The following is a 25,284-nucleotide window of genomic DNA, read 5'->3' as shown; positions in this document are numbered from 1 at the left end:
GCCGCACCGACGGCGCACTCCCCTTTGTGGCAAGTACCCCCGCAGAGAGGGTGGGGATGGTAGAGAAAGCGTCACCTTCCATCCGGAGTGTTTCGTTCCCCCGTGGCGGGGCAGCGGGAGGGGACAGGAAGCACTGCCTCCGTTTTGAAGGGCGCTAGCCGTGACGCTCCATGTCGAGGAAGACGAGCGGGATCCCTGGACCGTGCTGCGCATCCAGGGCGAACTGGATCTGGTGACCTCGCCCCTGGTCCGCAGACGCGTCCACGACGCCGTCGCGGGCGGCCGTCACGATGTGGTCCTCGACCTGTCGGGCGTGCTGTTCTGCGACTCCAGCGGGGTGGGTGTGCTGATCGCCGCGCGCCGTCTGATGCGTTCCTGCGGCGGGCGGCTGCGGATCGTGCTGCCCGCGCGCGGCGCGCTGGAAGGCTCGCACGTCAACCGCGTCCTGGCCGCGCTCGGCGTCCGCCGGCTCTTCGAGGTGTACGCGGACGCCGCCGACGCGGTCGACGAGCGGGCGCGGCCCCTTCCCGTGGACTCCCTCGTCGGCCAGACGGCGTCCGTGCCCGCCCAGCCCTTCCGTTCGCGCAGGGAGACACCGCGGCCCCTCTCGGCATAGCGGCCCTCCGCGTCGTACCCTCCCCGCATGGAGCCCATGGAACCCGAGCAGGATCAGGACCCCGGACAGCTCTACGAGCGCCGGATCGCCTCCCGTTTCGCCGCGTTCGACCAGGACGGCGACGGGACCATCTCGCGCGAGGACTTCAGCACGGCGGCGAAACGGCTCCTGACGGAGTTCGAGGTCTCGTTCCGCTCCGACCGGGGGCAGGCGCTGTGCGACGGCGCCGAGGCCTTCTGGCAGGGCATGGCCGGGATCGCGGACGTCGACGGCGACCAGCGGGTGAGCCGTGCCGAGTTCGTCGGCGGCGCGGTGAAGCGGCTGCACGACCACCCCGAGCGCTTCGCCGAGATCGCCCGGCCCTTCCTGCACGCCGTCCTCGCCATCGCCGCGACCCCCGCCGACGTGGAGCGCGCGCTGGTCACGCTCGGTATCGCCCCCGTGGCGGCCGCGCTCAGCGCCCGGACGCTGCCGACCGTCACCTCGGGCCAGGTCGACGAGGCCGCGGCGGTGACCGCCTTCGCCCGCTACTTCATGACGGAGTAGCCGCGGAGGCGGGCGGCGTGTCCGGCTGGGAGTACCGCTCGCGCAGCTTGTACTTCAGGACCTTCCGCAGGGTCTCGTTGCGCGGCAGGGCCTCCACCACCTCCAGCTGCTCCGGCAGTTTGTGGACGGAGAGGCCCTCGGCGCGCAGGAAGTCCGTGACGGCCCGCAGCGTCAGCGGGCCGGCGTCCGGCGGCTGCTCGATCACCGCGCAGACCCGTTCGCCGCGTTCGGGGTCCGGGAGGCCGATGACCGCGGCGTCGCCGACCGCCGGGTGCCGGTGCAGGAGGTCCTCGATCTCCTTGGCCGAGATGTTCTCGCCCTTGCGGATGATGATGTCCTTGATCCGGCCGGTGAGGACGAGGTGCCCGCTCGCGGTCACATGCCCCACGTCACCGGTGATCAGGAAGCCGTCCGCGTCGAACGCGGCCGCCGACTGCGCGGGGTCCAGATACCCCTGGCACACCGCCTCGCCCCGCAGCCGGACCTCACCGCCGTCGGCGATCCGTATCTCCATGCCCTCGGGCGGCCGGCCCTCCGTCGTCGCCAGGTTCTCCGCCGAGTCGTCCGGCGAACCCATCGTGATCATGGGGACCTCGGTCATCCCGTACCCGTGCGTGAGCTGACAGCCCAGCTCCCGTACCACCGCGTGGTAGATCTCCGGCGGTTTCGGGGCCCCGCCGCCGGCGAGCAGCCGCAGGCTCGGGATCAGCTTCTCGCCGGGCGGCAGCTTGCGCTGCTCGGCGAGGAACATCGAGTAGAAGGCGGTCGACCCGCCCGCCACGGTCACGCCGTGCCGCCGGTACTCCGCCACCGCGTCGGGCAGCGCGAACTGTTCGAACATCACCGCGGGGAATCCGTACAGCAGCAGCATCACCGTGTAGTCGGGCCCGGCGATGTGCGCGTACGGGAACGCCATCGAGCCGATGTCGTCCTCGGTCAGGTGCAGCGCGTGGGCGAGGCAGGAGCCGCCCGCGATGAGGGAGCGGTCGGTGTGCAGGACGCCCTTGGGGTCGGAGGTCGTCCCCGAGGTCCAGTAGATCCAGCGCACGTCCGTACCGGAGGCGGGCGGCGGCGGCAGGACGGCGGGATCGCCGTCGGGCAGCGCGTCGTACGCCTCGAAGATCCCGCGCGCCCCGAGCCGCCGCACCATCTCCGTGTGGTCGAAACCGCGCCACACGCCGGGCACGGCGAAGAAGTCGGCCTTGGACTCGCGCAGCGCGAAGCCGACCTCGCGGTCCCGGTAGAAGGGGATGACCGGGGACTGCACGGCGCCGATACGGGCGAGCGCGAAGGAGAGGACGGCGGTCTCGATCCGGGTGGGCAGCTGCCAGGCCACGACGGTGCCGGGCCGCACCCCCATCCCGTACAGACCGGCGGCGCACCGCTCGGCGCGCTCGCGCAGCTCGCCGAAGGTCAGGGTCCTGTCCCCCTGGAGGAGGACGGGCCGGTCGGGGGTGAGGGCGGCGCGGCGCTCGACGAGCTCCCAGAGGGTGCGGGAGGCGCCCAGGGTGTGTGCGGTGTCGGTCACGACGATCCCCTCTCCGTCCTTAACTGACGGGCAGTCGGATTGCCTGGAGAGCGTAGAGGCCCGCTGCTTGTCGGTCCAGGGGTGCGGGGCTAGCCTGAGATCCGTCAACATCTGACGGGTCATCAGAAATGGGAGAGGGTCTCATGACGGAACTTCCGCGGATCATCAGCGTCGACGACCATGTGATCGAACCGGCCCACCTCTTCGAGACCTGGCTCCCGGCCAAGTACCGCGACCGCGGGCCCCAGCCCCTGACCGCCGGCATCGGGGAGCTCGCCTACGTCGGCGGGAAGTACCAGATCACGATGGACCCGGACGGCCCGCCGACGGACTGGTGGATCTACGAGGACCTCAAGTTCCCTTACAAGCGCAACATCGCCGCCGTCGGCTTCGACCGCGACGAGATGACCCTGGAGGGGATCACCAGGGAGGAGATGCGGCGCGGCTGCTGGGACCCGAAGGCGCGCCTCGCCGACATGGACCTCAACCACGTCGAGGCCTCCCTCTGCTTCCCCACCTTCCCCCGCTTCTGCGGCCAGACCTTCGCCGAGGCCAAGGACAAGGAGGTCGCCCTCGCCTGCGTCCGCGCCTACAACGACTGGATGGTCGAGGAGTGGTGCGGCGACAGCGGCGGCCGGCTCATCCCGCTCTGCATCATCCCGCTCTGGGACATCGACCTGGCGGTCGCGGAGATCCGCCGGAACGCGGCCCGGGGCGTGAAGGCCGTGACCTTCTCCGAGATCCCCACCTATCTGGGACTGCCGTCCATCCACTCCGGCTACTGGGACCCGTTCTTCGCCGTCTGCCAGGAGACGGGGACGGTGGTCAACATGCACATCGGCTCCAGCAGCCAGATGCCTGCCGCCTCGCCCGACGCCCCGCCCGCCGTCCAGGCCAGCCTGAGCTTCAACAACGCCATGGCCTCGATGATGGACTTCCTCTTCAGCGGCGTCCTGGTGAAGTTCCCCAGGCTGAAGCTCGCGTACAGCGAGGGCCAGATGGGCTGGATTCCGTACGCCCTCGAACGCGCCGACGACGTGTGGGAGGAGCACCGCGCCTGGGGCGGCGTCCGCGACCTGATCCCCGAGCCGCCGTCCACGTACTACTACCGGCAGATCTTCTGCTGCTTCTTCCGCGACAAGCACGGCATCGCCTCGCTCGACGTCGTGGGCCGCGACAACGCCACCTTCGAGACCGACTACCCGCACGTCGACTCGACGTTCCCGCACACCAAGGAAGTCGCCCTCGACCACGTCAAGGGACTCGACGACGAGACCGTCTACAAGCTCATGCGCGGCAACGCCATCCGCATGCTGGACCTGGGCATCGTCTGATGGACCTCGCGTACGACGAAGAGGAGGAGGAGTTCCGGGCCCGGCTGCGGGACTTCCTCGCGACGGCGCTGCCCGCGCTGCCGCCGAAGCCCGACCCCCTGGACTGGCCGGGGCGGCGCGCCTACGACTGCGGCTGGCAGCGAGCGCTGTACGACGCGGGGTACGCCGATGTGCACTGGGACGCCTCCCCGACCCAGCGGCTGATCTTCCTGGAGGAGACCGAACGCGCCGGGGCCCCGTACGTCGGCGCGAACTTCGTCGGACTGCTGCACGCCGGGCCGACGATCGCCGCCGAGGGCACGCCCGAACAGCGGGAGCGGTGGCTGCCGCCGGTGCTGCGCGGCGACGAGGTGTGGTGCCAGGGCTTCAGCGAGCCGGACGCGGGCTCGGACCTGGCGTCGTTGCGGACGAGGGCCGTACTGGACGGGGACGCGTACGTCGTCACCGGCTCCAAGATCTGGACCTCGCACGCCGAGGTCGCCGACTGGTGCGAACTGCTCGTACGGACGGACCCGGAGGCCACGTCGAAGCACCGGGGGATCACCTGGCTCGCGATGCCCATGGACGCCCCCGGCATCACGGTCCGGCCGCTGCGGACCCTCGCCGGGTCGACGGAGTTCGCCGAGATGTTCCTCGACGAGGTCCGGGTGCCGGTCGCCAACCGGGTCGGCGAGGAGAACGACGGCTGGCGCGTCACGATGGTGACGCTCTCCTTCGAGCGCGGTACGGCCTTCGTCGGCGAGGTCGTCGCCTGCCGCCGCGTCCTCGGCGAACTCGCCGGTACCGCGCGGAAGAACGGCACCTGGGACGACCCGGAGGTGCGGCGACGCCTCGGCCGGCTGAGCGCCGAGTTCCGGGCGCTGTGGCGCCTCACCCAGTGGAACGTCAGTGAGGCGGAGGCGGGCTCGGGGGTGACGGGCGGGGTGCCGGGGATCGGCGGCTCCGTCTTCAAGCTGCGGTACTCGCACGCGCGGCAGGAGCTGTACGACACGGCCGCCGCCGTCCTCGGGCCGGACGCGCTGGACCTCGGGCGGGAGTGGAACCTGGACCGGCTGTCCTCGCTCTCGTACACGATCGCCGCCGGTACGAGTCAGATCCAGCAGAACATCGTCGCCGAGCGGATCCTCGGCCTGCCGAAGGGGCGGTGAGACCGGTCGTGGACTTCCGGCTGACGGACGACCAGAAGGCGCTGAAGGCGGGTGTACGGGAGCTGCTCACGGGCCGCTTCGACCGGGACGCGCTACGGGCCGCGGTGGACTCCCCGGGTCTCGACCGCGCGTTGTGGCGGGAGCTGGGGGCTGCCGGGTTCTTCGCGCTGCGGCTGCCGGAGGAGGCGGGGGGCGTGGGGCTCGGGCTGCCGGAGGCGGTGCTCGTCTTCGAGGAGGCGGGGAGGGTGTTGTTGCCGGGACCGTTGGTGGCCACGCACCTGGCGGCGGGGACGGTCGACGGCGCCGCGGAAGGGGAGGCCGTGGTCACCGCGGCCGACGGGGCGTTCGTGGAGTGGCTCGAGGCGGCGGACGTGGTCCTGGGGGACGTCGAGGGAGCCGTACCGGTGCGGTCGGTCGATCCGCTCACGCCCTTGCATCGGTTGCCGGTGGGTGCCCACCCTTACCCTCCCCCCAGGACTTCGTCCTGGCCGGAGGCCACCCTCCTCACCGCCGCCGAGCAGGTCGGGAGTGCCGCACGTACCACCGAGACGGCCGTTTCGTACGCCCGTACCCGGCAGCAGTTCGGGCAGCCGATCGGGGCGTTCCAGGCGGTCAAGCATCTGTGTGCGCAGATGCTCGTGCGAACGGAGGTCGCCCGCGCGGCCGTCTACGCGGCCGCCGTCACCGGTGACCCGGTCGAGATCGCCGGGGCGAAGCTGCTCGCCGACGAGGCGGCGGTCGACTGTGCGCGGGACTGTCTCCAGGTGCACGGCGGCATGGGCTTCACCTGGGAGGCCGATGTCCATCTGCACCTGAAGCGGGCCTGGGTACGGGCCGAGCGCGGTCTTTCGAAGGCGCAGGCGGCGGAGGTCGAGGCGGCCGCCCTGTAGGCGCCGGGTGCCCGTGCGCTCACGGAGCGTCGATATCGGGTTGTGTCCTTCGGCCGGTCCGTCACGGCCCGGAGTCGGGGTTCCGCTCCGGTACGCTCCGTGGGATGCGAGTGCTTGTGGGCCCGGATCGTCCCGGTGTCGTCGATACGGCGGCTCCGGATCCGGCGATGCCCGCCGCTCGCACCCCGTGGAGGCGCTGGGCGCCCTCCTGTTCGACTCCCCGCAGCGTGCGTCGCACAGTATGGACCATGCGTACTCCTTCGCGCTGGAATATGCCCGAAGCGCTTGTTGCGGTGACTGTACGTCAACCATGCTGTCTCACAAGGGAATCACGTTCCGTAAGGGCGTCGATGGCTGTGAGGCGCGAGGCGATGTGTCCGCCGGTTCGGATGGTGTGAGCGGTGCAGGTGCTTCAGGTTCAGTTGGAGGTCGGGCCGGACCCGGCGGAGGTGGGGCGCGCCAGGCGATGGGCGCGCTCGAGGCTCGCCGGATCGGGCATAGGGGATGACGAGCCGCTGGCCGAGACGCTGGTGCTGCTCATCTCGGAACTCGTGACCAACGCCGTGGTGCACACGGGCTGTCCGGCCGTCCTGCGGATGCTGTTCGGCGCGGACGGTCCGGCGGCCGGGACGGTACGGGTGGAGGTCGCCGACACCAGCGACCGGCCGCCGCTGCAGCGCCACGCGAAGGGCGAGGACACCAACGGGCGCGGCCTGGAGCTGGTGGACGGCCTGGCCGACCGGTGGGGCTGGCAGCGTGAGGGCGCTGGCAAGAGCATCTGGTGCGAGGTGGATCGGGGGGTGCCGACGGCACCTTCGGTACCCGCGTCCACCCCTGCGGCTTCGGTGCACTGTTGACGGTTCGTGGCGTTTTGTTCACCCTGGTGTGAGCGATTCGTCGTGAGGGGACGACGAGGGCGTCGGCCCTCGACGAGTGCGGGTCGTGTGCGGGGTGGCGGCTCTCGTGCCGTGCTCGGGGCGCGCGCGAGTGCGCCGCCACCCTGAGGCCGCCGCCCCCTGAGATCAGAGGATCGCCACCGGTGCCACCGGTGTGCCCGTACCGCCCACGAAGGGCTCGGGCATCGCGGACAGCAGGAACGCGTACTGCTCGCGCTGTGCACAGGCTGTGGACAGACTTTCCAGATTCCAGTTCTGCCCCTGGAGCATCCCCATCTCGACGAGGTCGAGCGCGTGCACGGGCAGCCAGAGGTTTTCGATCTCGGGCGGGAAGATCTCGAAGGTGAGCGTGTCGTTGGCGACGGCGGCGACGTCGCGGGCGTGGAACCACTCGGGCGTACGGATCGAGAGCCCGGGGGAGGGGAACGCGTACCCGTGCCTGTCCCCGGCCAGGTACTGCCGCATCTGCCCGGTCCGTACGAGAACGATGTCGCCGGCTCGGACGGCGACGCGGCCGAATTCCGCGGCTTCGTCGAGGTCTTCGGGGGTCACGGCGTGGTCGCCCGGCAGCTGATCCAGTCCCTTGGCGGCGGCCACGTCGAGCAGGACGCCGCGGCTGACGATGTGCCGGGCGGTGTGGATGCCGCTGTACTCGGAGCGGCCGTGCGGGGTGATCGTGGCGGCGGGCCGGCCGTTGTAGATCTTGCCGGAGTGCGAGACGTGGGTGAGCGCGTCCCAGTGGGTGGCGGCCTGGAGGCCGAAGGTCACGGCGTCGTCGCTGGTGGCGACCGTGCCGGGGCCGAAGAGTTCCTGGTTGACCTGGACCATGACGTGGAGCGGGTTGACCCGGCCCGGGATCATGCCGGTCTGTACGCCGTCCTGCTTGAGGTCGAGGGCGAGGGGGACGCGGTGGCCGGAGCGCACGGTCGCGACGGCCTCCCGTACGACGTCGTCGGTGATCAGGTTGAGGGTGCCGATCTCGTCGTCCTGGCCCCAACGTCCCCAGTTGTTCACGCGCTTGGCGATGTCGTGGAACTCGACAGGGAGCTGCGCGGGATCTGACATCGGGGCCTCCGGGGTCTTGTTTTCCGGTATCTGACGGACCGTAGAATCCTGTCGACGAACGAATCTAACGGACCGTCAGAAAGTGCGGGAAGGGGCCGGGCGTGGGGAACTTCTTGGCAGGCAAGGTCGTCGCCGTGACGGGCGCGGGGCGGGGGATCGGTCGCGCGGTCGCCCTCGCGTGCGCGGCGGAGGGGGCGAAGGTCGTCGTCAACGACTACGGGGTCTCCATCGAGGGCGGGGAGCCGACGTCGGAGGTCGCGCTGTCGGTGGTGAAGGAGATCGAGGCGGCGGGGGGTTCGGCGGTCGCCGTCGTCGACGACATCTCCACGATGGCGGGCGGTCAGCGGATCGTGGACGTGGCGCTTGCGGAGTACGGGCGGATCGACGGGGTCGTGTGCGTGGCGGGGATCCTGCGCGAGCGGATGCTCTTCAACATGTCCGAGGAGGAGTGGGACCCGGTCGTCGCGACGCATCTGAAGGGCACGTTCACCGTCTTCCGGGCGGCGTCGGCGGTGATGCGGAAGCAGGGCACCGGGACGCTGATCGGCTTCACGAGCGGCAACCACCAGGGGTCCGTGGCGCAGGCGAACTACTCGGCGGCCAAGGGCGGGATCATCTCGCTGGTACGGAGCGCCGCGCTCGGGCTGCACAAGTACGGGGTCACGGCGAACGCCGTCGCCCCGGTCGCCCGCACCCGGATGTCGGCCAACGTGCCCATGGAGCTCAAGGAGATCGGCGAGCCGGAGGACGTGGCGGCGCTGGTCGTCTACCTGCTGTCGGAGCGGGCCAGGGCGGAGAAGATCACCGGCCAGGTGTACACGATCGCGGGCCCCAAGATCGCGGTGTGGGCGCAGCCGAGGGAGCTGCGGGCGGGGTACGCGGAGGGGGGCGCCTGGACCCCGGAACGGATCGCCGACTTCCTGCCGGGGACCGTGGGAACGGATCCGATGCCGATGCTGGCCCGCCTGGAGGAGATGGCGAAGGCGGCGGCGGAGGGCTCGCGTCCCAACGTCGCCAACTCACCCAAGGGGGAGGAACGATGAGGGGCGTCGTATTCGACGGCAAGGCCGTCCAGGTCGTGGACGATCTGGAGGTTCGCGACCCGGGGCCCGGTGAGGTGCTGGTCGGGATCCGGGCCGCCGGGCTGTGCCACAGCGATCTGTCCGTCATCGACGGGACGATCCCCTTCCCCGCCCCCGTCGTCCTCGGCCACGAAGGCGCCGGCGTCGTCGAGGCGATCGGCCCCGGGGTCACCCACGTCGCGCCCGGCGACCACGTCGCGCTGTCCACGCTCGCCAACTGCGGCGCCTGCGCCGACTGCGACCGCGGACGGCCCACGATGTGCCGCAAGGCCATCGGGATGCCCAAGCAGCCGTTCTCCCGGGGCGGCACACCGCTGTTCCAGTTCGCCTCCAACTCCTCCTTCGCCGAGCGGACCGTCGTCAAGGCCGTCCAGGCCGTGAAGATCCCGCAGGACATCCCCCTCACCTCCGCCGCCCTCATGGGCTGCGGCGTCCTCACCGGCGTCGGCGCCGTCCTCAACCGCGCCAAGGTCGACCGCGGCGAGACCGTCGTCGTCATCGGCACCGGCGGCATCGGCCTCAACGTCCTTCAGGGCGCCCGGATCGCCGGCGCGCTCACGATCGTCGCCGTCGACACCAACCCCGCCAAGGAGGAGGTCGCCCGCCGGTTCGGAGCCACGCACTTCCTGACCTCGGCCGACGGCGTACGGGACATCCTTCCCACCGGCGCCGACCATGTCTTCGAGTGCGTCGGCCACGTGGGTCTGGTCCGGCAGGCGATCGACCTCCTCGACCGGCACGGCCAGGCGATCCTCCTCGGCATGACCGCACCCACCGCCGAGGCCAGCTTCCCGCCCGCCGCGATGTTCCTCGACAAGTCCGTCCTCGGCTGCCGCTACGGCTCCTCACGCCCGCAGAAGGACATCGCCCTCTACGCCGAGCTGTACCGCGAGGGCCGCCTCCTCCTCGACGAACTCGTCACCGCCACCTACCCGGTGGAGGACTTCGCGAAGGCCACCGAGGACGCCGAACAGGGGAGGGTCGCGCGGGGAGTGCTGACCTTCTGACCCGGGCGACCCCGAAGGCTCAGCCCACCGCGCCCGCCCGGAAGGTGCGCCGGTAGGTCGTCGGGGTCACACCGATCGCGGACTGGAGGTGGGACCGCAGCGACTGGGGCGTGCCGAATCCGGCGTCCCTCGCCACCTGGTCGACCGGCAGGTCCGTGGACTCCAGGAGGTGGCGGGCCCGCTCGACCCGCTGCTGGGTGAGCCACTGGCCCGGGCTGACGCCGACCTCCTCCCGGAAGCGGCGGGTGAACGTCCGTACGCTCATCGACTCCCGTACCGCCAGGTCCCGCAGCTGGATCGGCTCGTGCAGATGGGCCAGCGCCCAGGCGCGGGCCGATGTCGTGGTCGCCGTCCCCGGCGCCGGGAGCGGGCGCTCGATGTACTGGGCCTGTCCGCCGTCCCGGTGCGGCGGTACGACGGTCCTGCGGGCCACGTCGTTGGCGACGGCGCTGCCGTGGTCGCGGCGCACGATGTGCAGGCACAGGTCGAGCCCGGCGGCGACGCCCGCCGAGGTCAGCACGTCCCCGTCGTCGACGAACAGGACGTCCGCGTCGACCCGCACCTTCGGGAACAGCCGCTGGAAGTGCTCGGCCGAGGCCCAGTGCGTGGTGGCCGGCCGCCCGTCGAGGTAACCGGCCGCGGCGAGCACGTACCCGCCGGTGCAGATGGACACGAGTCGGGTGCCGGGCCGGATGTGCGCGAGGGCGGCCGCCAGCTCGTCGGTCAGCCTGCCCTCGTCGTAGACGGGACCGAGTTCGTACGAGGCGGGGACGACGACCGTGTCCGCCGTCGCGAGCGCCTCCGGGCCGTGCTCGACGTGAACGGCGAAGTCCGCGTCCGTCTGGACCGGCCCGGCGACCGGCGCGCAGGTCACGATCTCGTACAGCGGACGGCTCTCGGCGTCCTTGGCGCGGCCGAAGATCCGGTGGGGAATGCCCAGTTCGAAGGGGAGGAGGCCGGGCAGGGCGAGGACGGCGATACGGTGCGGCACGAGTTAATCCTTTGTGGTCCAGACCACTTGCCTGCTACAAGTCGGGTCCGTGACGGACAATCGGACGGACCGGCAAGCGGCCGAGCAAGCGGAGCACTACTCGTACAAGTCTGAGGTCCGGGAGCGCATTCCCGCACCGGTCGGGGCCGCGGAGGCGGACCCCACCCTCTGGAACCGTAACTTCCGGCTCTTCTTCGTGGCCCGGGCCGCCGCCGTCTTCGGCGAGGGCATGGTCCCCGTCGCCCTCGCCGCCGGCCTGCTCGGCGCCGGACATCCCGACTCCTCCGTCGGGTACGCGCTGGGCTCCTGGATCGGCCCCTTCGCCCTGTTCGTCGTCTTCGGCGGCGTCCTCGCGGACCGCTTCACCGCCCGCCGGATGATGATCATCGCGGATGTGCTGCGGCTCCCCGGAGCGGCCGTCCTCGCCGTCTCCTTCGCGGTGGGCAGTCCGCCGCTGTGGGCCGTGTACGCGCTCAGTGCCGTCAGCGGTGTCTGCGCCGCCCTCTTCCAGCCGGGGGTCGCCTCCACGATCCCGCGCATCGCCCCCGACGTGCAGCGCGCCAACGCGGTCCTGCGCGTCGTCGAGTCCCTGATGACCATGGCGGGCCCCGCCGTGGCCGGCCTGCTCGTCGCGCTCTCCGGGGCGGGGGCCGCCTTCGGCGTCAACGGCGCGACCTTCGCCGTCAGCGCCCTCTGCCTCGCCCTGATGCGGATACCCGCCGCCCCGGGCGACACGGCGGCCCGGGGCTCGCTGCGCGCCGAGATGGTCGTCGGCTGGCGGGAGTTCCGGGCCCGCAGCTGGCTGTGGGGGGTCATCGCGATCTGGACGGTGTACGGCCTGACGGTCGCCGGCCCGTTGGTGCCGCTGACCGCGACCCTGGTGACCGGCGACCACGGCTCGGCCGCGTACGGGACGCTGATGGCGGTCAACGGCGCCGGCAGCGCGGTCGGCGGCCTGCTCGCCCTGCGGCTGCGCCCGCGCCGCCCGCTGGCGGCGGGCGCGGTGGCGCTGCTCGGTCTGCCGGTGAACCTGGTCCTGCTCGGCTCGGGGGTGTCGGTGGCGCTGCTGGGCGTGGGGCAGTTCCTGGGCGGGGCGGCCTTCGCGTTCTGGCTGGTGATGTGGTCGACGTCGGTGCAGACGCATGTGCCGCAGGACGCGCTGAACCGCATGCACGCGTACGACGTGGCCGGATCGCTGCTGATGATGGCGGCGGGCCGGGCGCTGGCCGGGCCGGTGGCGGAGGCGGTCGGCACGGAGGAGGTGCTGCTCGCGGGAGCGGGCATCGCGGTGCTGGTGGTCGTGGCGCTGCTCGTCGTGCGGCCGATCAGGACGCTGCCACGCGTCTAGGGCGTTTCCGCAGGAACGCGCGGACGCCCTGCGAGGTGGATGGTGGCGGTCCCGGGGACAGCCACGGGGGTGCCCCCGGGACGGCTTCGGGCGGCCCTGAAGGGGCCGGTCCGTGGTCAGCCGTGCGGTTCGGCGTCCTTGGACAGCGGCACCTGTCCGGTGTTGTCGACGTGCCGGGCGGCGACCCACGCGGCCTGGTCGCGCAGCAGGTACCAGATGCTGTTGCCGTCGATGAGCTGGGCGTGCACCTTGCTGCGCAGCCCGACCTCGGCGCCATGGCTCAGATTGCCGATGACGGAGGAGTCGGTGCTCGGGTACTTCCGCAGATTGACGCCGATGTTGCTGACGACGGTGCCGAACGGCTGGGCCGGACTGGGCATCATGACCTCCAGGGAATGGCGGAGTGGCGGGACGTCGTCCGGTATCCGGACGGGTTGCTTGCACGGTAAGGCCGATTCCCGCCGAGGAGCCGGAGGCGTGCGGGGCACGCCACGACCGGCCCCCGGGCGTCATTCCGACGGCCCGATCCTTGGCCGGATCCATGGCCCGATCCTTGTCAAAGCTGGCATCCGAGCCAATGGTCCGCGTGCCCCGAGATCACGATGCTGTGTGACGTGACCCAGACAACCGAGACCCCCGCGCCCGTCTCCTCCCGTACGCCCCGTGTCCATCGCGCCTGGTTCGTCGCGGCGGTCACCTTCGTCACGATCATCGGCGCCGCGGCCTTCGCCTCGCTGCCGGGGCTGCTCATCGAGCCGCTGCACAGCGAGTTCGACTGGTCGCGCGGCACGGTCGGCTTCGCGGTCTCGGTGAACCTCGCGCTGTACGGACTCACGGCGCCGTTCGCCGCGGCCCTGATGGACCGCTTCGGCATCCGCCGGGTCGTCGCGGTCGCGCTGAGCGTCATCGCGCTCGGCTCGCTGCTGACCGTGTGGATGACGGCGGCCTGGCAGCTCGTCCTGTTCTGGGGCATCCTCGTCGGCCTCGGCAGCGGCTCGATGGCGCTGGCGTTCGCGGCGACGGTGACGAACCGGTGGTTCGTCGCCCGTCGCGGTCTGGTCACCGGCATCCTCACGGCGGCCGGCGCGTCGGGCCAGCTGGTCTTCCTGCCCCTGCTGTCCTGGCTGGTCGAGAACCACGGCTGGCGCCCGGGTTCGGTGACCGTCGCCCTCTCCGCGCTCGTGATCGTCCCCTTCGTCTGGCTGCTGCTGCGCGACCACCCGGCGGACGTGGGTCTCGCGCCGTACGGCGGCACGTTCGCGCCGAAGCCCGCCCCGGTCGCGGGGGCGGCCCGACGCGCCGTGACCGTCCTGTTCAAGGCGGCCCGCACCGGCCCGTTCTGGCTCCTGGCCGGCACCTTCGCCATCTGCGGCGCCTCGACGAACGGACTGGTCAGGACCCACTTCGTGCCCGCCGCCCACGACCACGGCATGCCGATCACCGCGGCGGCCTCGCTGCTCGCCGTCATCGGGGTCTTCGACGTCGTCGGCACGATCGCGTCCGGCTGGTTCACGGACCGCTTCGAGGCGCGGCGCCTGCTCGCCGTGTACTACGCGCTGCGGGGGATCTCGCTGCTCTTCCTGCCGATGCTCCTGGCGCCTTCGGTCCACCCGCCGATGGTCTTCTTCATCGTCTTCTACGGCCTGGACTGGGTGGCCACGGTCCCGCCGACGATCGCCCTGTGCCGCGAGCACTACGGCGAGGACAGCGCGATCGTCTTCGGCTGGGTCCTCGCCTCCCACCAGGTGGGCGCGGCGGTGGTCGCCTTCGCGGGCGGCGTGGCGCGGGACGTCTTCGGCTCGTACGACGTGGTCTGGTACGCCTCGGGCGCGCTGTGCGCGGCGGCGGCCCTGATGGCCCTGGTGATCCGCCGCAGGCAGACGCCCGCGGTCCCCGCGACGGCCTGATGGTGGCCGCGGGTCGTCTCGGAGCGGGTCGGCCCGCCCGTACCTAGCCGCTGAAGCGACCGAACCGCCCCCGGTGGAAGAGCAGTGGCTCGCCGTCCCCGGTCTCGTCCCGCGTGCCCAGCGCCTCCACCCGGCCCACCACGATCAGGTGGTCACCGCCCGTGTGGACCGTGGAGATCGTGCAGTCGATCCAGGCCGGGGCCCCGGCGAGGCGGGGTGAGGCCGTCGCCGGGGCGTCGTCGTAGGCGACGCCCGCGAACTTGTCGGCCCCGCTCTTCGCGAAGCCCCGGCACAACTCCCCTTGGTCCGCGCCCAGGATGTTGACGCAGAAGACGCCGGCGTGGGCGATGCGGGGCCAGGTGGTCGACGTGCGGGCGACCATGAAGGCCACCAGCGGCGGGTCCAGGGACAGCGAGGCGAAGGACTGGCAGGCGAAACCGGCCGGGCCGTCCGGGCCGGGGGCCGTCACCACGGTGACGCCGCTCGCGAAGTGCCCGAGCACGCGCCGGAACTCGGCCGGGTCGAGGGGCAGCCGTTCGTCCTCCCGTACTGCCCGGAGCCGTGGCCTGGGGTGTGGTTCGACGGCCGTGGGCGATCCGGCCGACCTGAGGTATCGGACGGCGGTGGCCGCCATCCCTGCGTGTCCCATCACACCGTCCATTGAAGCTGACGATCCGTCAGATAGGAACCCTCCGGCCCCGCCCACGAAAAGACCCCGGGACAGGCAGCGCCTCACGACACAGCCCGTCCCGGGGTCCCGGGTTCACCGTTCGGCTAGGCCGCGACGGCCCCCGTCGACCGGGTCCACGCGACACCCGCGTAGTGACCCGGCCGGTACGCGTTCACGCGGACGGTGATCTTCATGCCGCGCTGGGCCTTGGTCAGCGTCAGCGTGGCGCGCGTCGCCCCGCTGATCGCCCGCCCGTTGGCGTACCACTGGTACCCGTACGACGTCGGCGCCTGCGTCCACGACCCCAGGTTCACCGTCAGCGTGCGGCCGACCTTGACCGTGCCGGTGACGTACGGCGTGCGCGTCGCGGTCGGGGCGTACCCGTACGTGATGGTGTAGGCCGCCGTCGTGGCCGAGCCGCTCAGGTGACCGGTGCGGTGCGCCGTGACGGTCACCGAGAGCTTCTTCCCCAGGACGGAGGAGGGGAGGGTGTAGCTCGCCCCGGTCGCACCGGCGATCGCGACGCCGTTCGCCTTCCACTGGTACGTGTACGAGGTCGGCGCGGGCGACCAGGTGCCCACCACGGCCGTGACCTTGGTGCCGACACGTATGGCGCCGGACATGGACGGCACCTTCGTCGCCTTCGGCGCGACGCCCTTGGCGAGGGCGACGGCGGCGCTCGACGCCGTCACGGCCGGGTGCCCGGCCTTGTGGGCGGTCACCGCGACGGACAGCTTCTTGCCGAGCAGCGAGGCCGGCGCGGTGTACGTGGCCGCCGTGGCGCCCGCGATGGCGACGCCGTCCGCCTTCCACTGGTAGGTGTACGAGTCCGGCGTCACGGACCAGGAGCCGTTGCCGGCCGTCACCTGGGCGCCGACCGCCACCGTGCCGGTGAGGGCCGGTGCGGCGGTGGACCGGATCGGGGCGTCGACGGTGAACGAACCCTTGCTGTACTGGTAGCCGTAGTGCGTGTACACGCTCATGTTCAGGGTGCCGACCGGTGCGCCCGTCAGATCCAGGGTGGCCGTCAGGCTCCTCCGGTCGGGCGCCACGGACACGGTCGTCGACCGCACCGAGAAGCCGCCGTTGGAGCCGGAGAGCGCGATCTGGTCCTTCTCGTGCAGTGCGGTGCCCGTCAGGGTGACGGTCGCCTTGCCGCCGGCGACGCCCGCCGCCGGGCTCACCGTACCGACGCTCCTCTCCTCCGGGCCGCAGAGGTTCGCGCGGCAGGCGACGTCCGCCTGAAGGGCCGCCTGGGAGACCTTTTCGGGCAGCCCGATGACGAGCGTGGCGGGACGGGAAACCTTGGGATAGGCATTCGCCGCGGAGCACTGCCAGGTGTGGCCCTCGCTGGAGATGGACCCGAAGCAGCCGTTGTTGCGGTCCGCCTGGTCGTACAGCCACGGGGTGGGTGTGGTGTCGAAGGTCCCCGCCGGCGTGAACTTCACGTCGAACCGGTCGCCCGAGGCGGCCGGAACGACGGCGCACACCGCCGTCTTCTGCTCGGTCAGGGTGCCCGTCAGCGGCCCGAACCCGTAGCTGACGTTCGGGACCTTGACGCACTCGGGAGCGGGCCCGGCCGCCGTGCCGATGCGCAGGGCGTCCAGGCGGTACGAGGCTGCGGCGGTCTTGCCCTCCGGGACCATCACGAGGGCCTGGTAGTGGGTGGAACCGGTGATGGCGCAGCCGGCCGCGAAGAAGTCGCAGACGGCATCGCCGTTCGCGCCGTACACGACGGCTCGCGCCGTGCCCAGGGGGTCCCGGACGTTCAGGTGCAGGGTGTCCTGGGCATCGGTCGTGGTCACCCGGTGGCACAGGAAGGTGCCCGGGGCGAAGGGAGTGCCCCCGGTCGACGGGCCGCCGACCGGCTGGGCCGCCGTCGCCACGCAGCCGCGCGCGGTGGACATGACGTCCCGGCGGGTCAGGGCGAACTCGGCGGGCGCGTCCCGGCCCTGGAAGAGCACCGTGTGCGCGACCCCGGGCGTGAGCGCGCAGGTCGTCCACGTGCCGTAGTAGGACCGGACGGTGCAGACGCGCTTGCCGGTCGCGTCGAGGACGCTGACCTCGGCGCTCGCGTTGCCGGAGACCTTCTGGATCTGGAGGTTCTCGCTCGCGGAGTGCTCGTCCGCCGGGATGGTGAGGCAGTGGGCGAAGACCCCGTCGCCCGTCTTCATGCTCATCCGGGTGGGGGCGGCGGTGAAGTCGCCGGCCAGGAAGGTCTGGCAGCTGCTCGCCACGTCGGTGCGGTGGACGACGAGGTGGTAGTCGCCGGTCGCCGGGGTCGTCTCCTCGTTGGAGACGAGGGCGCGGTACGGAGCGGTGCCGGCCGGTGCGCAGGTGCCTTCGAAGAGGCTGATGTCGTCGCAGAAGGAGGCGCCGGTGGCATCGACGATCGTGACCTCCGGATCCGGCGCGCCGGACTTGTACGAGGTCAGTACAGCGATCTGGCCGCCCTGCGGAACCGGCAGCTCCAGGCAGTCGACCTCCCCGGCGGTGCCGAACGTGCCCGTGAAGACCTGCGCGAGCGGGACGCCCGTCGTGCAGCCGGCCGCGGAGGCGCGGTTCAGGACCAGGACGGACTCGGCCGTGATCAGGGTGTAGCCGGCGCCCTCGGTCAGCGTGCAGGGGCTCCAGGCCGCGCAGACCGTCGTGCCGTCGGCCGCGTACACCGTGAGCGGGGTGCGCGTACCGGACTCCGAGACGCCGTAGACGTCGTACCGGCCGGTCGCGGTCGGCGTGAACGTCTTGCACTCGGTCTGCGGGGAGACCTGGGTGGGAGCGGAGCCGTACGGGTTCACGGTCACGGCGGCGCAGCCGGCCGGGCTGGACAGACGCCGGACCTTCAGGCTGTACGAGGCGGGGAAGCCCTCTCCGGCACTCCTGACCTCGGCGAGCACGCGGTAGCCACCGGCGGCGGACGGCAGGACGCAGCCTTCGCTGCGGTCCTCGTTCCAGCGGGGGCAGATGCGCCTGCCGCTGTCGTCCGTGATCCAGTGGACGGCCTCGCCGTACTTGTCCAGCCGGAAGTCGGTGGTGATCCGGTCACCAGCGGCGGCGGTGAAGTTCCGGCAGACGATGCCGAGCGGGCTGACCGCCTGTCCGGTGGCCGGCGCGGCGTCGTAACCGGTGCCGCTCGTGTCCTCGCAGCGCGTGGACGGCAGCAGCGGGACGACGGCGGCCTGGGCCTCCCCGGTCTCCCAGCCGCTGTTGACGACCTTCAGGGTGTAGGTGCCCGCCGTGAGCTCGCACCAGCCCGCTCCGTAGTCGGTGTCGTAGCAGTCGATCTGCGTCTCGCCGCTGAACACCTGGGCGTACGACTGCTGGATGCCGGCCAGGAGCACGCGGTGCGTGCCCGGCTTCTCGACGGTGAAGGTGAAGCAGGCCGACTGGTCGCCGGCGAGCGTGGCGCGGGCGACGGCGTCGCCCGGGTCCCCCAGCGGCGCGAGCGCGAGCGCTGCGCACGGCTCCGTCGTCGGGTCCGTGGTCGGTTCCGTCGTCGGCTCTGCGGTCGGTTCCGCAGTCGGGTCCGCAGTCGGCTCGGTGGTCGGCTCTGCGGTCGGTTCGGCCGACGGTTCGGCCGACGGTTCGGCGGTCGGTTCGGCGGTCGGGTCCGCGGTCGGTTCTGCGGTGGGTTCCTCGACGGGCTCCGCCGTCGCGGCGACCGCGACCCCACCGAATCCCCCGAGCCCGGTGGGCAGTAGCGGCCCGAGCAGGGCGGTCAGCAGGACGAGGACGAGCAGGATCGGTGCCGACGGCACCGTGGATCTCTCACGCGTGCGCGCGAAGTTGAGCATTCCGTTCCCCCCGGAGCGGTTTTGGCATATGCGCGTCACACGATACGGTCCGCGGCGGGCCGCGCCGACCGAGATATCTCCGGGGGGAAGGGGAGGCGCGCTAACGCCCCTCGTACCGCGGCGTCCGTCGCTCGACGAAGCTCGCCACCCCCTCGTTCGCGTCCCGCGTCGTCATGTTGATCTCCTGCGCCGCCGCCTCCGCCGCGAACGCCGCGGAACGGTCGCTGTCGAGGGAGGCGTTCACCAGCTGCTTCGTCAGCGCCAGCGCCCGGGTCGGCCCCTGGGCCAGCCGCTCGGCCCACTCCCGCGCGGTCTTCTCCAACTCCTCCGCCGGGACCACCCGGTTCACCAGACCCAGCTCCCGGGCGTCGTGCGCCGTCACCGCGTCCCCGAAGAACATCAGCTCCTTCGCTCGCTGCGGACCGATCAGCCGGGGCAGCAGATACGCCCCGCCCCCGTCCGGCACCAGGCCGCGCCGTACGAACACCTCGATGAACTTCGCCGGTTCCGCCGCGAGCACGAGATCGCAGGCGAACGCCAGATGCGCCCCGATCCCGGCCGCCGTCCCGTTCACCGCCGCGATCACCGGCTTCTCGCAGTCCAGTACGGCCGCGATCAGGCGCTGCGCCCCGAGCCGGATGGTCCGCGCCACATCCCCGGGGACGCTCGTCCGGCCTCCGGCCGGGGGGACCCCCGTCCCGCCGGGCCCCGCCGACGTCGAGCCGCCCCGTAGGTCCGCGCCCGCGCAGAAGCCCCGCCCGGTGGCGGTGAGGACCACGGCACGTACGTCCGGGTCGGCGGACGCCTCCCCGAGCAGCGCGATGATCCGCTCACGCTGGTCCCAGGTGACGGCGTTCATCGCCTCGGGCCGGTTGAGCGTGATCCACGAGACGCCGTTCTCGATCGTGTGCAGCAGGTCTTCCACCAAAGCTCCTATCGGCAGACCGCGAGCGCGTCGAGCGCCACCGCGCCCTGCCCGCGCGGCAGCACCATCAGCGGGTTGATGTCCAGTTCGGCGAGGTCGCCGTCCAGCTCCAGGGCCATCCGCTGCACCCGCAGCACGACCTCCACCAGCGCGTCCACGTCCGCCGGCGGAGCCCCCCGTACGCCCTTCAGGAGGGCCTGCCCGCGCAGCTCGCCGAGCATGTCCCTGGCCTGCTCCTCGCCGAACGGCGGCACGCGCACGGACGCGTCGTTCAGGACCTCGACCAGGACACCCCCCAGGCCCACCGTGACCGTCGGCCCGAAGAGCGGGTCGCGCGTCACGCCCACCACCATCTCGACGCCCCGCCCCACCATCTGGCAGACGAGGATCCCGTCGAGGTCGATGCCCTCGTAGCGCGCGATGTCGGTGAGCTCGCGGTACGCGTCCCGCACCTGGCTCGCCGACGTCAACCCGACCTTCACCAGGCCCAGTTCGGTCTTGTGCGCCAGCTGCGCGCCGGACGCCTTCATCACCACCGGATAGCCCACCAGACCGGCCGCCCGGACGGCCGCCGCGGCGCTCGTCACCAGCTGCTCGCGCGGCACCCGGATCCCGTACGCCCGCAGGAGCTGCTTCGCCGCGTGCTCGCTGAGCTGCCGGCCGGGCCGCATCAGGGCCTGCGCCTTGCGGAAGGACGGGGAGGGCGTGCGCGGGGCCTCGTCGAAGGGGGAGCGGTAGGCGGCGGTGAAGCGGTGGTGGTCGAGGTAGGCCTTCACGGCCCCGATGCAGTTGGAGAACGTACGGAAGGTGGCGACGCGCGACGATCCGAGCAGGGTCTCGCGGTAGGCGGCCTCCGTCCCGACCGGGGAGCCCCACACCACGCACACCAGCTTGTCGGTGGCCTCGGCCGCGTCGACCAGGTCCTGCGCGAGCTTGTCGCTCATCGGCGGGAACGGCCCTGTGATGGGGCATATCAGCACCCCGACGGACGGGTCGGCGAGGAGCGCGTCGATGATCTTCCGCCCGCGCCAGTCGCCCACCGGATGCCCGCCGTTGTCGACCGGGTTGGCCACGTTCAGATACGGCGGTATCCACTGGTGCAGCTCGTCCTGCTTGGTCTGCGGCAGCGTCGGAAGACGCAGCCCGGCAGCCGTCGCGAGGTCGGAGAAGTGGGCGCCGGTGCCGCCGGAGATCGAGTAGACAACGACCCCGTCGGCGACCGGCTTGCGGGCTCGGGCGAGAAGAGCGGCGGTGTCCTGGAGTTCGTCGAGACCGTCGACCCGGATGACCCCGAACTGGCGCATCGCCGCGTCGACGACCTGGTCCGCGCCGGTGAGCTTGCCGGTGTGCGAGGCGGCCATCCGCGCACCGGTCTCGGTGCGCCCGACCTTCACCGCGACGACGGGCACGCCCTGCCGGGCGGCGCGGTCGGCCGCGAGGAGGAAGGAACGCCCGTCCTTGAGCCCCTCGACGTAACAGGCGATGGCCCCGACCTCGGGCCGGGTGGCGAAGTACGAGATGAAGTCGGCCGTCTCCAGATCCGCCTCGTTGCCGGTGGGCGCCCAGTGGGAGAGCCGTACCCCCAACTCCTGGAGGGTGTGCACGGGCCGCCCCTGGTGCCCGGACTGGGTGATGAGCGCGATCGCCGGGCCGTCCAGGTCGTCGCGGAAGCGCTCGAAGGCGTTGAGGTTGGTGTTCGGGCCGAGCAGCCGGATCCCGGACCGGCGGACGGCGTCGGTGAGGCGTTCCTGCGCGGCGGCGCCCTCGTCGCCGGTCTCGGCGAACCCGGAGGCGAAGGCGACGGCGAACTTCACCTTGGCCTCGGCCAGTTCCTCGATGACCGGCAGCGGGTCGGCGACGAGCAGGACGGCGAGGTCGACGGGCTCACCGAGCGCGCCGACCGAGGGCACGCAGTCGATCCCGAAGACGCTCGTACGGGTGGGGTGCACGGGCACGAGGCGGGCGCCGACCCGTTCTGCCCAGGCGATGAGCTGCCGGGTGATGCCGGTGTTGGGCCGCCCCTCGGCGTCGGAGGCTCCGACGACGGCGACGGACCCGGGCCGGAAGAACCGGTCGAGGTCGGGCACCGCGGCGTGCAACGGCCGTCCGCTGACGTCCTGGTCGCCGTCCACGGCCGTGACGCCGTGCACAGCGATGCCGGGAGTCCCGGAATGCTCTCCGCAGGCGACCACGCGGGCGCGGAGATCGGTGGTGAAGGTGCCGTGAGTCGATCCAAGCATCGTTCCGCCCGCTCTCCCGCTCGTCGCCGAACAGCCCTGTCCGGACAGCCCATCTGAACTGACGCATAGTCAGATTACAGAACTGACGCCCAGTCAGGAATGACCGTGACCGAGCCAATGAGCGGACGGCCCTGGCGCGGCCGCCTCCCCCGCGGCCGTCCTGGGGCGGGAAGTCTTCCGGGCGGACGCCTTTCGGGCGGTCCTCTTGCAGGCGGTCGTCTCTCAGGCGGCGGTCTCTCAGCCGGTGGTCTCTCGGGTCGCCTTCCGGATCGCGCGGGCGATCTTCTCCGCGTCGATGGCCATCTCACGGAACATCCCGCTGATCGGGTTCGTGAACCCCGTGAAGTACAGCCCCGCCGCCTTGCGCGCCGTCCGCGCGCCCCGCACCGCCGGCCTCCCCCGCTCGTCGAGGACGCCGAGGTGCCCCACGAGCGGCTCAAGACCCCGCCGGTAACCGGTCGCCGCGATCACGGCGTCCGGAGTGAGCGCGGAGCCGTCCGCCAGGAGGACCTTGTCGCCGTCGAAGGACTCGACCGCGCCGACGATCTCCACCTTCCCCTTCCGCACGGCGTCGATCAGGCCCACGTCCTGCACCGGGACGGCCCCCTCGAGCACCCGCGAGTACAGCCCCGTGTCCGGCCGGGGCAGCCCTTGCTCCGACAGGTCCGGCACGGAGATGCGGCACATCAGGTCGCCCACCTTGTCCACCAGGCGTACCGGCAGCCGCCGCACCAGGATGCCGGTGCGCTGCGCCGGCCACCCGGCCGTGGAGCGCCGCACGATGTGCGGAACGGTGCGCACCGCGAGCCGCACCCGCGCGGCCCCGCCCTCGGCGAGGTCGGCCGCGATCTCGGCGCCCGTGTTCCCGGCGCCGACCACGAGGACGTCCTTCCCCTCGTACGGCGCCGGATTCCGGTAGGCGCTCGCGTGGATCAGCTCGCCGCCGTACGCGTCAAGGCCCGGCCACTCGGGCAGGCGCGGGGTGTGGTTGTACCCCGTGGCGACGACGACCGCCCGCCCGGTCAGCCGCCGCCCGCCGGTCGCGTGCAGCAGCCAGTCGTCGCCCGCGCGCTCGACGCGGGAGACCTCGACGCCGGTCACGATCTCCAGCTCGTGCACGTCGGCGTACTTCTCGAGGTACCGCACCACGTCCGCGCGGGCGACCCAGCGCCCGAAGGAGCGCGGGATCGGCAGCCCGGGCAGCGCGGAGAGGCGGCGGGTGGTGTGCAGCCGCAGACGGTCGTAGTGCGCCCGCCACGAGGCGCCGACGGCGTCGGACTTCTCCAGGACGACGGCCCGTACGCCCTGCTCGCGCAACGAGGCGGCGACGGCGAGTCCGCCGGGTCCGCCCCCGATGACGTAGACGGGGTGATCGGTTCTGGAATGGGGGGTGTTGGTCACGAATGCTCAGCGTAACGAGATGCTCACTTGTTGGGTCTCGGTCAAGAGGGGAATCGGTTGCGAAACGGTCACGTGTGGGCGGGATGCGCGGGGGGTGTGCGGAGGTGTGCGGGGGTCTTGCGCAGACGGGGCCGGATCGGCTGAACTGACGTACCGTCAGATCAGGATCGGGGAGGGGCAGGTATCGACCGATGCAGACCATCTGGCTCACCGGCGCCGAATGGCTCGCCGTCCTCCGCATCGGCCTCGGCCTGTGGTGGCTGGAGAGCTGGCGCCACAAGGACAAGAAGGGCTGGTTCGAGCGCGGCACGGGCATCGCGTGGGCGGCGGACGTCGCCGGCAAGCACCGGTGGCCGTTCGTGCGGAAGGGCTTCGACTCGGTCGTCGCCCCGCGCCCGAAGACGATGGCGTACCTCGTCGTCTACGCCGAGCTCGCGCTGGGTCTCGGCCTGATCCTCGGCTTCCTGACGCCCGTGGCGCTGGTCGGCGGACTCCTCCTCAACCTCCTGTACCTCGTCCTGATGATCCACGACTGGGCCGAGCAGGGGCAGAACGCGATGATGGCGCTGATCTCCCTGGTCGCGCTCTTCGCGATGTCCTGGCAGACCTGGTCCCTCGACCACGCGATCGGACTCTTCCGATGACGGCCGCCGACCCCGACATCGACGCCTTCACCCGCCCGTACTGGGACGCGGCGGGGGAGGGCCGACTGCTCCTGAGGCGGTGCGACGGATGCGGGAAGGCCCACCACTACCCGCGCGAGTTCTGCCCGTACTGCTGGAGCGAGGACGTCCGGTGGGAGCGCGCGAGCGGCCGGGCCACGCTCTACACCTGGTCCGTCGTCCACCGCAACGACCTGCCGCCCTTCGGCGACCGGGTGCCGTACGTGGCGGCGGTGGTCGACCTGGCGGAGGGCCCGCGGCTGATGACCGAGGTGGTGGGGGTGGCGGAGGGCGACCTCCGGATCGGGATGGATCTGGAGGTCGCCTTCCGGCCGGAGGGGGACGTGACGGTCCCGGTGTTCGGTCGGCCCGGTCACACGGGTGAGATGTTCCGCCAGAGCTGACTGCGGCTTCCCGAGTCGCAGGTGGTCGTCATCACGAACGGGGGGCCGACCGTCAGGCACTGGCCGCTGTTCATGTTCACGAAGGTCCGCCCCGAGGACGTGGTGGCGCCGATCTTCCACGACTGGAGGCTGGAGCCGTTGCAGGCGGTGGCGGTGGCGCCGGGGTTCCCGTTCGGCTGGAGGCAGTGGCCGGTCTTCTTGTTGACCAGCCGGAAGGTGCCGTTCGCGCCTGCCGAGTAGGTCCAGACGTACGAGATGCTGCCGCTGTTGTTGGGCACGGAACCGCACTCGTAGGTGTTGACGAAGATGCCGTAACCCGGGTTGTACTCGCCCAGGCACTGGCCGTTGGAGGCGTTCTCCAGGGAGTACGTCCCCGAGGGCGCGGAGCCGCCGCCGGTGGAGGGCGGGGGCGCGGGCCTGGTGGTCTTCGGGGTGGAGGGGACGGAGCCGCCGGAACTCCCCGAGGTGCTGGAGCCGCCGGCGGTGCCGGCACCTCCACCACTGCCCGGCAGGGAACCGGTCCCGCCCACGGCCGCACCACCGCCCGCCGCCGCACCGCCACCGCCCGTGGTAGGTCCTGGCGGCTGAGCCGAGGGCGCGCCCGACGCGGAGGAAGGCGGCGCGGAGGACGGGCCCACGGTCGCGGGCGCGGGGTTGCCGGGCGCCGGCTGCGACGACGTGGCGGACGGCGGTGGGGCCGAGGCGTGGGGGCCCGCGCCCTGTCGTCCGATCTCGTACGGCCCGAGGGCGAGGGTCAGAGTCGTGCCGGCCTCGACCTTGCTCTGCTTCAGCCAGTGCTCGGACATGGTGTGCACCAGCTTGGCCGCATG

The 25,284-nt window shown here is 71.9% G+C and carries 21 protein-coding genes and 1 pseudogene; 12 read left to right on the top strand and 10 right to left on the bottom strand.

Annotated elements, in window-relative coordinates:
- Positions 1-160: 160 nt before the first annotated feature.
- Both ABZ939_RS35620 and ABZ939_RS35615 read left to right on the top strand, forming a co-directional pair.
- A pseudogene (locus ABZ939_RS35620) lies at positions 161-493 on the top strand (STAS domain-containing protein); the annotation flags it as partial.
- Between the two features lie 150 nt (positions 494-643).
- A complete protein-coding gene (locus ABZ939_RS35615) occupies positions 644-1,162 on the top strand; it encodes an EF-hand domain-containing protein (RefSeq protein WP_361864531.1) in 519 nt (172 codons plus the stop codon).
- Here ABZ939_RS35615 and ABZ939_RS35610 read toward each other — a convergent pair.
- Positions 1,149-2,690, bottom strand: a complete 1,542-nt coding sequence (locus ABZ939_RS35610; protein ID WP_361864529.1) for an AMP-binding protein — start codon at positions 2,688-2,690, stop codon at positions 1,149-1,151. The genes ABZ939_RS35615 and ABZ939_RS35610 overlap by 14 nt on opposite strands.
- Positions 2,691-2,833: 143 nt before the next feature.
- Here ABZ939_RS35610 and ABZ939_RS35605 point away from each other — a divergent pair, with 143 nt between their 5' ends.
- The 4 genes from ABZ939_RS35605 (at position 2,834) to ABZ939_RS35590 (ending at position 6,919) form a co-directional block, all read left to right on the top strand.
- The gene (locus ABZ939_RS35605) at positions 2,834-4,024 is read left to right on the top strand and encodes an amidohydrolase family protein (RefSeq protein WP_361864527.1); all 1,191 of its coding nucleotides are present in this window, start codon (positions 2,834-2,836) and stop codon (positions 4,022-4,024) included.
- Positions 4,024-5,172 carry an acyl-CoA dehydrogenase family protein gene (locus ABZ939_RS35600; RefSeq protein WP_361864525.1) on the top strand — a complete coding sequence of 383 codons (1,149 nt, stop codon included), beginning with the start codon at positions 4,024-4,026 and terminating at the stop codon, positions 5,170-5,172. The genes ABZ939_RS35605 and ABZ939_RS35600 overlap by 1 nt, the downstream gene beginning before the upstream one ends.
- Positions 5,173-5,180: 8 nt before the next feature.
- On the top strand, positions 5,181-6,062 hold the full coding sequence (locus ABZ939_RS35595; protein WP_361864574.1) for an acyl-CoA dehydrogenase family protein: 882 nt from the start codon (positions 5,181-5,183) through the stop codon (positions 6,060-6,062).
- Positions 6,063-6,463: 401 nt separating this feature from the next.
- Positions 6,464-6,919 (top strand): ATP-binding protein, encoded by a 456-nt coding sequence (locus ABZ939_RS35590; protein WP_361864523.1) that lies wholly within the window; start codon positions 6,464-6,466, stop codon positions 6,917-6,919.
- A 165-nt stretch (positions 6,920-7,084) separates the two neighbouring features.
- Here the strand turns inward: ABZ939_RS35590 and ABZ939_RS35585 are convergent, their stop codons facing one another.
- Positions 7,085-8,023, bottom strand: a complete 939-nt coding sequence (locus tag ABZ939_RS35585) for a cyclase family protein (protein ID WP_361864521.1) — start codon at positions 8,021-8,023, stop codon at positions 7,085-7,087.
- A 101-nt stretch (positions 8,024-8,124) separates the two neighbouring features.
- Here ABZ939_RS35585 and ABZ939_RS35580 point away from each other — a divergent pair, with 101 nt between their 5' ends.
- Positions 8,125-9,066: an SDR family oxidoreductase gene (locus ABZ939_RS35580; protein ID WP_361864519.1), complete on the top strand. Its 942-nt coding sequence runs from the start codon at positions 8,125-8,127 to the stop codon at positions 9,064-9,066.
- Positions 9,063-10,112: a Zn-dependent alcohol dehydrogenase gene (locus ABZ939_RS35575; protein ID WP_361864517.1), complete on the top strand. Its 1,050-nt coding sequence runs from the start codon at positions 9,063-9,065 to the stop codon at positions 10,110-10,112. Before ABZ939_RS35580 ends, ABZ939_RS35575 begins: the two co-directional genes overlap by 4 nt.
- A 19-nt stretch (positions 10,113-10,131) precedes the next feature.
- Here the strand turns inward: ABZ939_RS35575 and ABZ939_RS35570 are convergent, their stop codons facing one another.
- On the bottom strand, positions 10,132-11,103 hold the full coding sequence (locus tag ABZ939_RS35570) for a helix-turn-helix domain-containing protein (protein WP_361864515.1): 972 nt from the start codon (positions 11,101-11,103) through the stop codon (positions 10,132-10,134).
- Positions 11,104-11,230: 127 nt separating this feature from the next.
- On the opposite strand from ABZ939_RS35570, the gene ABZ939_RS35565 reads away from it, so the two are divergent.
- Positions 11,231-12,451, top strand: a complete 1,221-nt coding sequence (locus tag ABZ939_RS35565) for an MFS transporter (RefSeq protein WP_361864572.1) — start codon at positions 11,231-11,233, stop codon at positions 12,449-12,451.
- Between the two features lie 116 nt (positions 12,452-12,567).
- Here ABZ939_RS35565 and ABZ939_RS35560 read toward each other — a convergent pair whose 3' ends face one another.
- On the bottom strand, positions 12,568-12,834 hold the full coding sequence (locus tag ABZ939_RS35560) for an SH3 domain-containing protein (protein ID WP_361864513.1): 267 nt from the start codon (positions 12,832-12,834) through the stop codon (positions 12,568-12,570).
- Positions 12,835-13,053: 219 nt separating this feature from the next.
- On the opposite strand from ABZ939_RS35560, the gene ABZ939_RS35555 reads away from it, so the two are divergent.
- On the top strand, positions 13,054-14,358 hold the full coding sequence (locus ABZ939_RS35555) for an MFS transporter (protein WP_361864512.1): 1,305 nt from the start codon (positions 13,054-13,056) through the stop codon (positions 14,356-14,358).
- Between the two features lie 43 nt (positions 14,359-14,401).
- Here the strand turns inward: ABZ939_RS35555 and ABZ939_RS35550 are convergent, their stop codons facing one another.
- The 5 genes from ABZ939_RS35550 to ABZ939_RS35530 all read right to left on the bottom strand — a co-directional run bounded on the left by ABZ939_RS35550 (position 14,402) and on the right by ABZ939_RS35530 (position 23,388).
- Positions 14,402-14,992: a flavin reductase family protein gene (locus ABZ939_RS35550; protein WP_361864570.1), complete on the bottom strand. Its 591-nt coding sequence runs from the start codon at positions 14,990-14,992 to the stop codon at positions 14,402-14,404.
- Between the two features lie 140 nt (positions 14,993-15,132).
- Positions 15,133-18,786, bottom strand: coding sequence for a PT domain-containing protein (locus tag ABZ939_RS35545; RefSeq protein WP_361864510.1), 3,654 nt, complete (start codon positions 18,784-18,786; stop codon positions 15,133-15,135).
- Positions 18,787-18,922: 136 nt separating this feature from the next.
- Positions 18,923-19,750 carry an enoyl-CoA hydratase-related protein gene (locus ABZ939_RS35540; RefSeq protein ID WP_361864508.1) on the bottom strand — a complete coding sequence of 276 codons (828 nt, stop codon included), beginning with the start codon at positions 19,748-19,750 and terminating at the stop codon, positions 18,923-18,925.
- Between the two features lie 5 nt (positions 19,751-19,755).
- Complete coding sequence (locus ABZ939_RS35535) at positions 19,756-21,987, bottom strand: acetate--CoA ligase family protein (protein WP_361864506.1); 2,232 nt, start codon at positions 21,985-21,987, stop codon at positions 19,756-19,758.
- A 237-nt stretch (positions 21,988-22,224) separates the two neighbouring features.
- Positions 22,225-23,388 carry an NAD(P)/FAD-dependent oxidoreductase gene (locus ABZ939_RS35530; RefSeq protein WP_361864505.1) on the bottom strand — a complete coding sequence of 388 codons (1,164 nt, stop codon included), beginning with the start codon at positions 23,386-23,388 and terminating at the stop codon, positions 22,225-22,227.
- A 191-nt stretch (positions 23,389-23,579) separates the two neighbouring features.
- Here ABZ939_RS35530 and ABZ939_RS35525 point away from each other — a divergent pair, with 191 nt between their 5' ends.
- Both ABZ939_RS35525 and ABZ939_RS35520 read left to right on the top strand, forming a co-directional pair.
- Positions 23,580-24,032 carry a DoxX family membrane protein gene (locus tag ABZ939_RS35525; RefSeq protein WP_361864503.1) on the top strand — a complete coding sequence of 151 codons (453 nt, stop codon included), beginning with the start codon at positions 23,580-23,582 and terminating at the stop codon, positions 24,030-24,032.
- Positions 24,029-24,454 carry a Zn-ribbon domain-containing OB-fold protein gene (locus ABZ939_RS35520; RefSeq protein ID WP_361864501.1) on the top strand — a complete coding sequence of 142 codons (426 nt, stop codon included), beginning with the start codon at positions 24,029-24,031 and terminating at the stop codon, positions 24,452-24,454. The genes ABZ939_RS35525 and ABZ939_RS35520 overlap by 4 nt, the downstream gene beginning before the upstream one ends.
- On the opposite strand, the gene ABZ939_RS35515 is transcribed toward ABZ939_RS35520, so the two are convergent.
- Positions 24,424-25,284 (bottom strand): RICIN domain-containing protein (locus tag ABZ939_RS35515; protein WP_361864499.1); only part of this gene is annotated, 861 nt, incomplete at its 5' end. The two genes, ABZ939_RS35520 and ABZ939_RS35515, sit on opposite strands and share 31 nt — an antisense overlap.

Source organism: Streptomyces sp. NPDC046712 (genome assembly GCF_040645695.1).
GTDB lineage: Bacteria > Actinomycetota > Actinomycetes > Streptomycetales > Streptomycetaceae > Streptomyces.
This window is presented reverse-complemented; position numbering and strand designations above follow the sequence as displayed.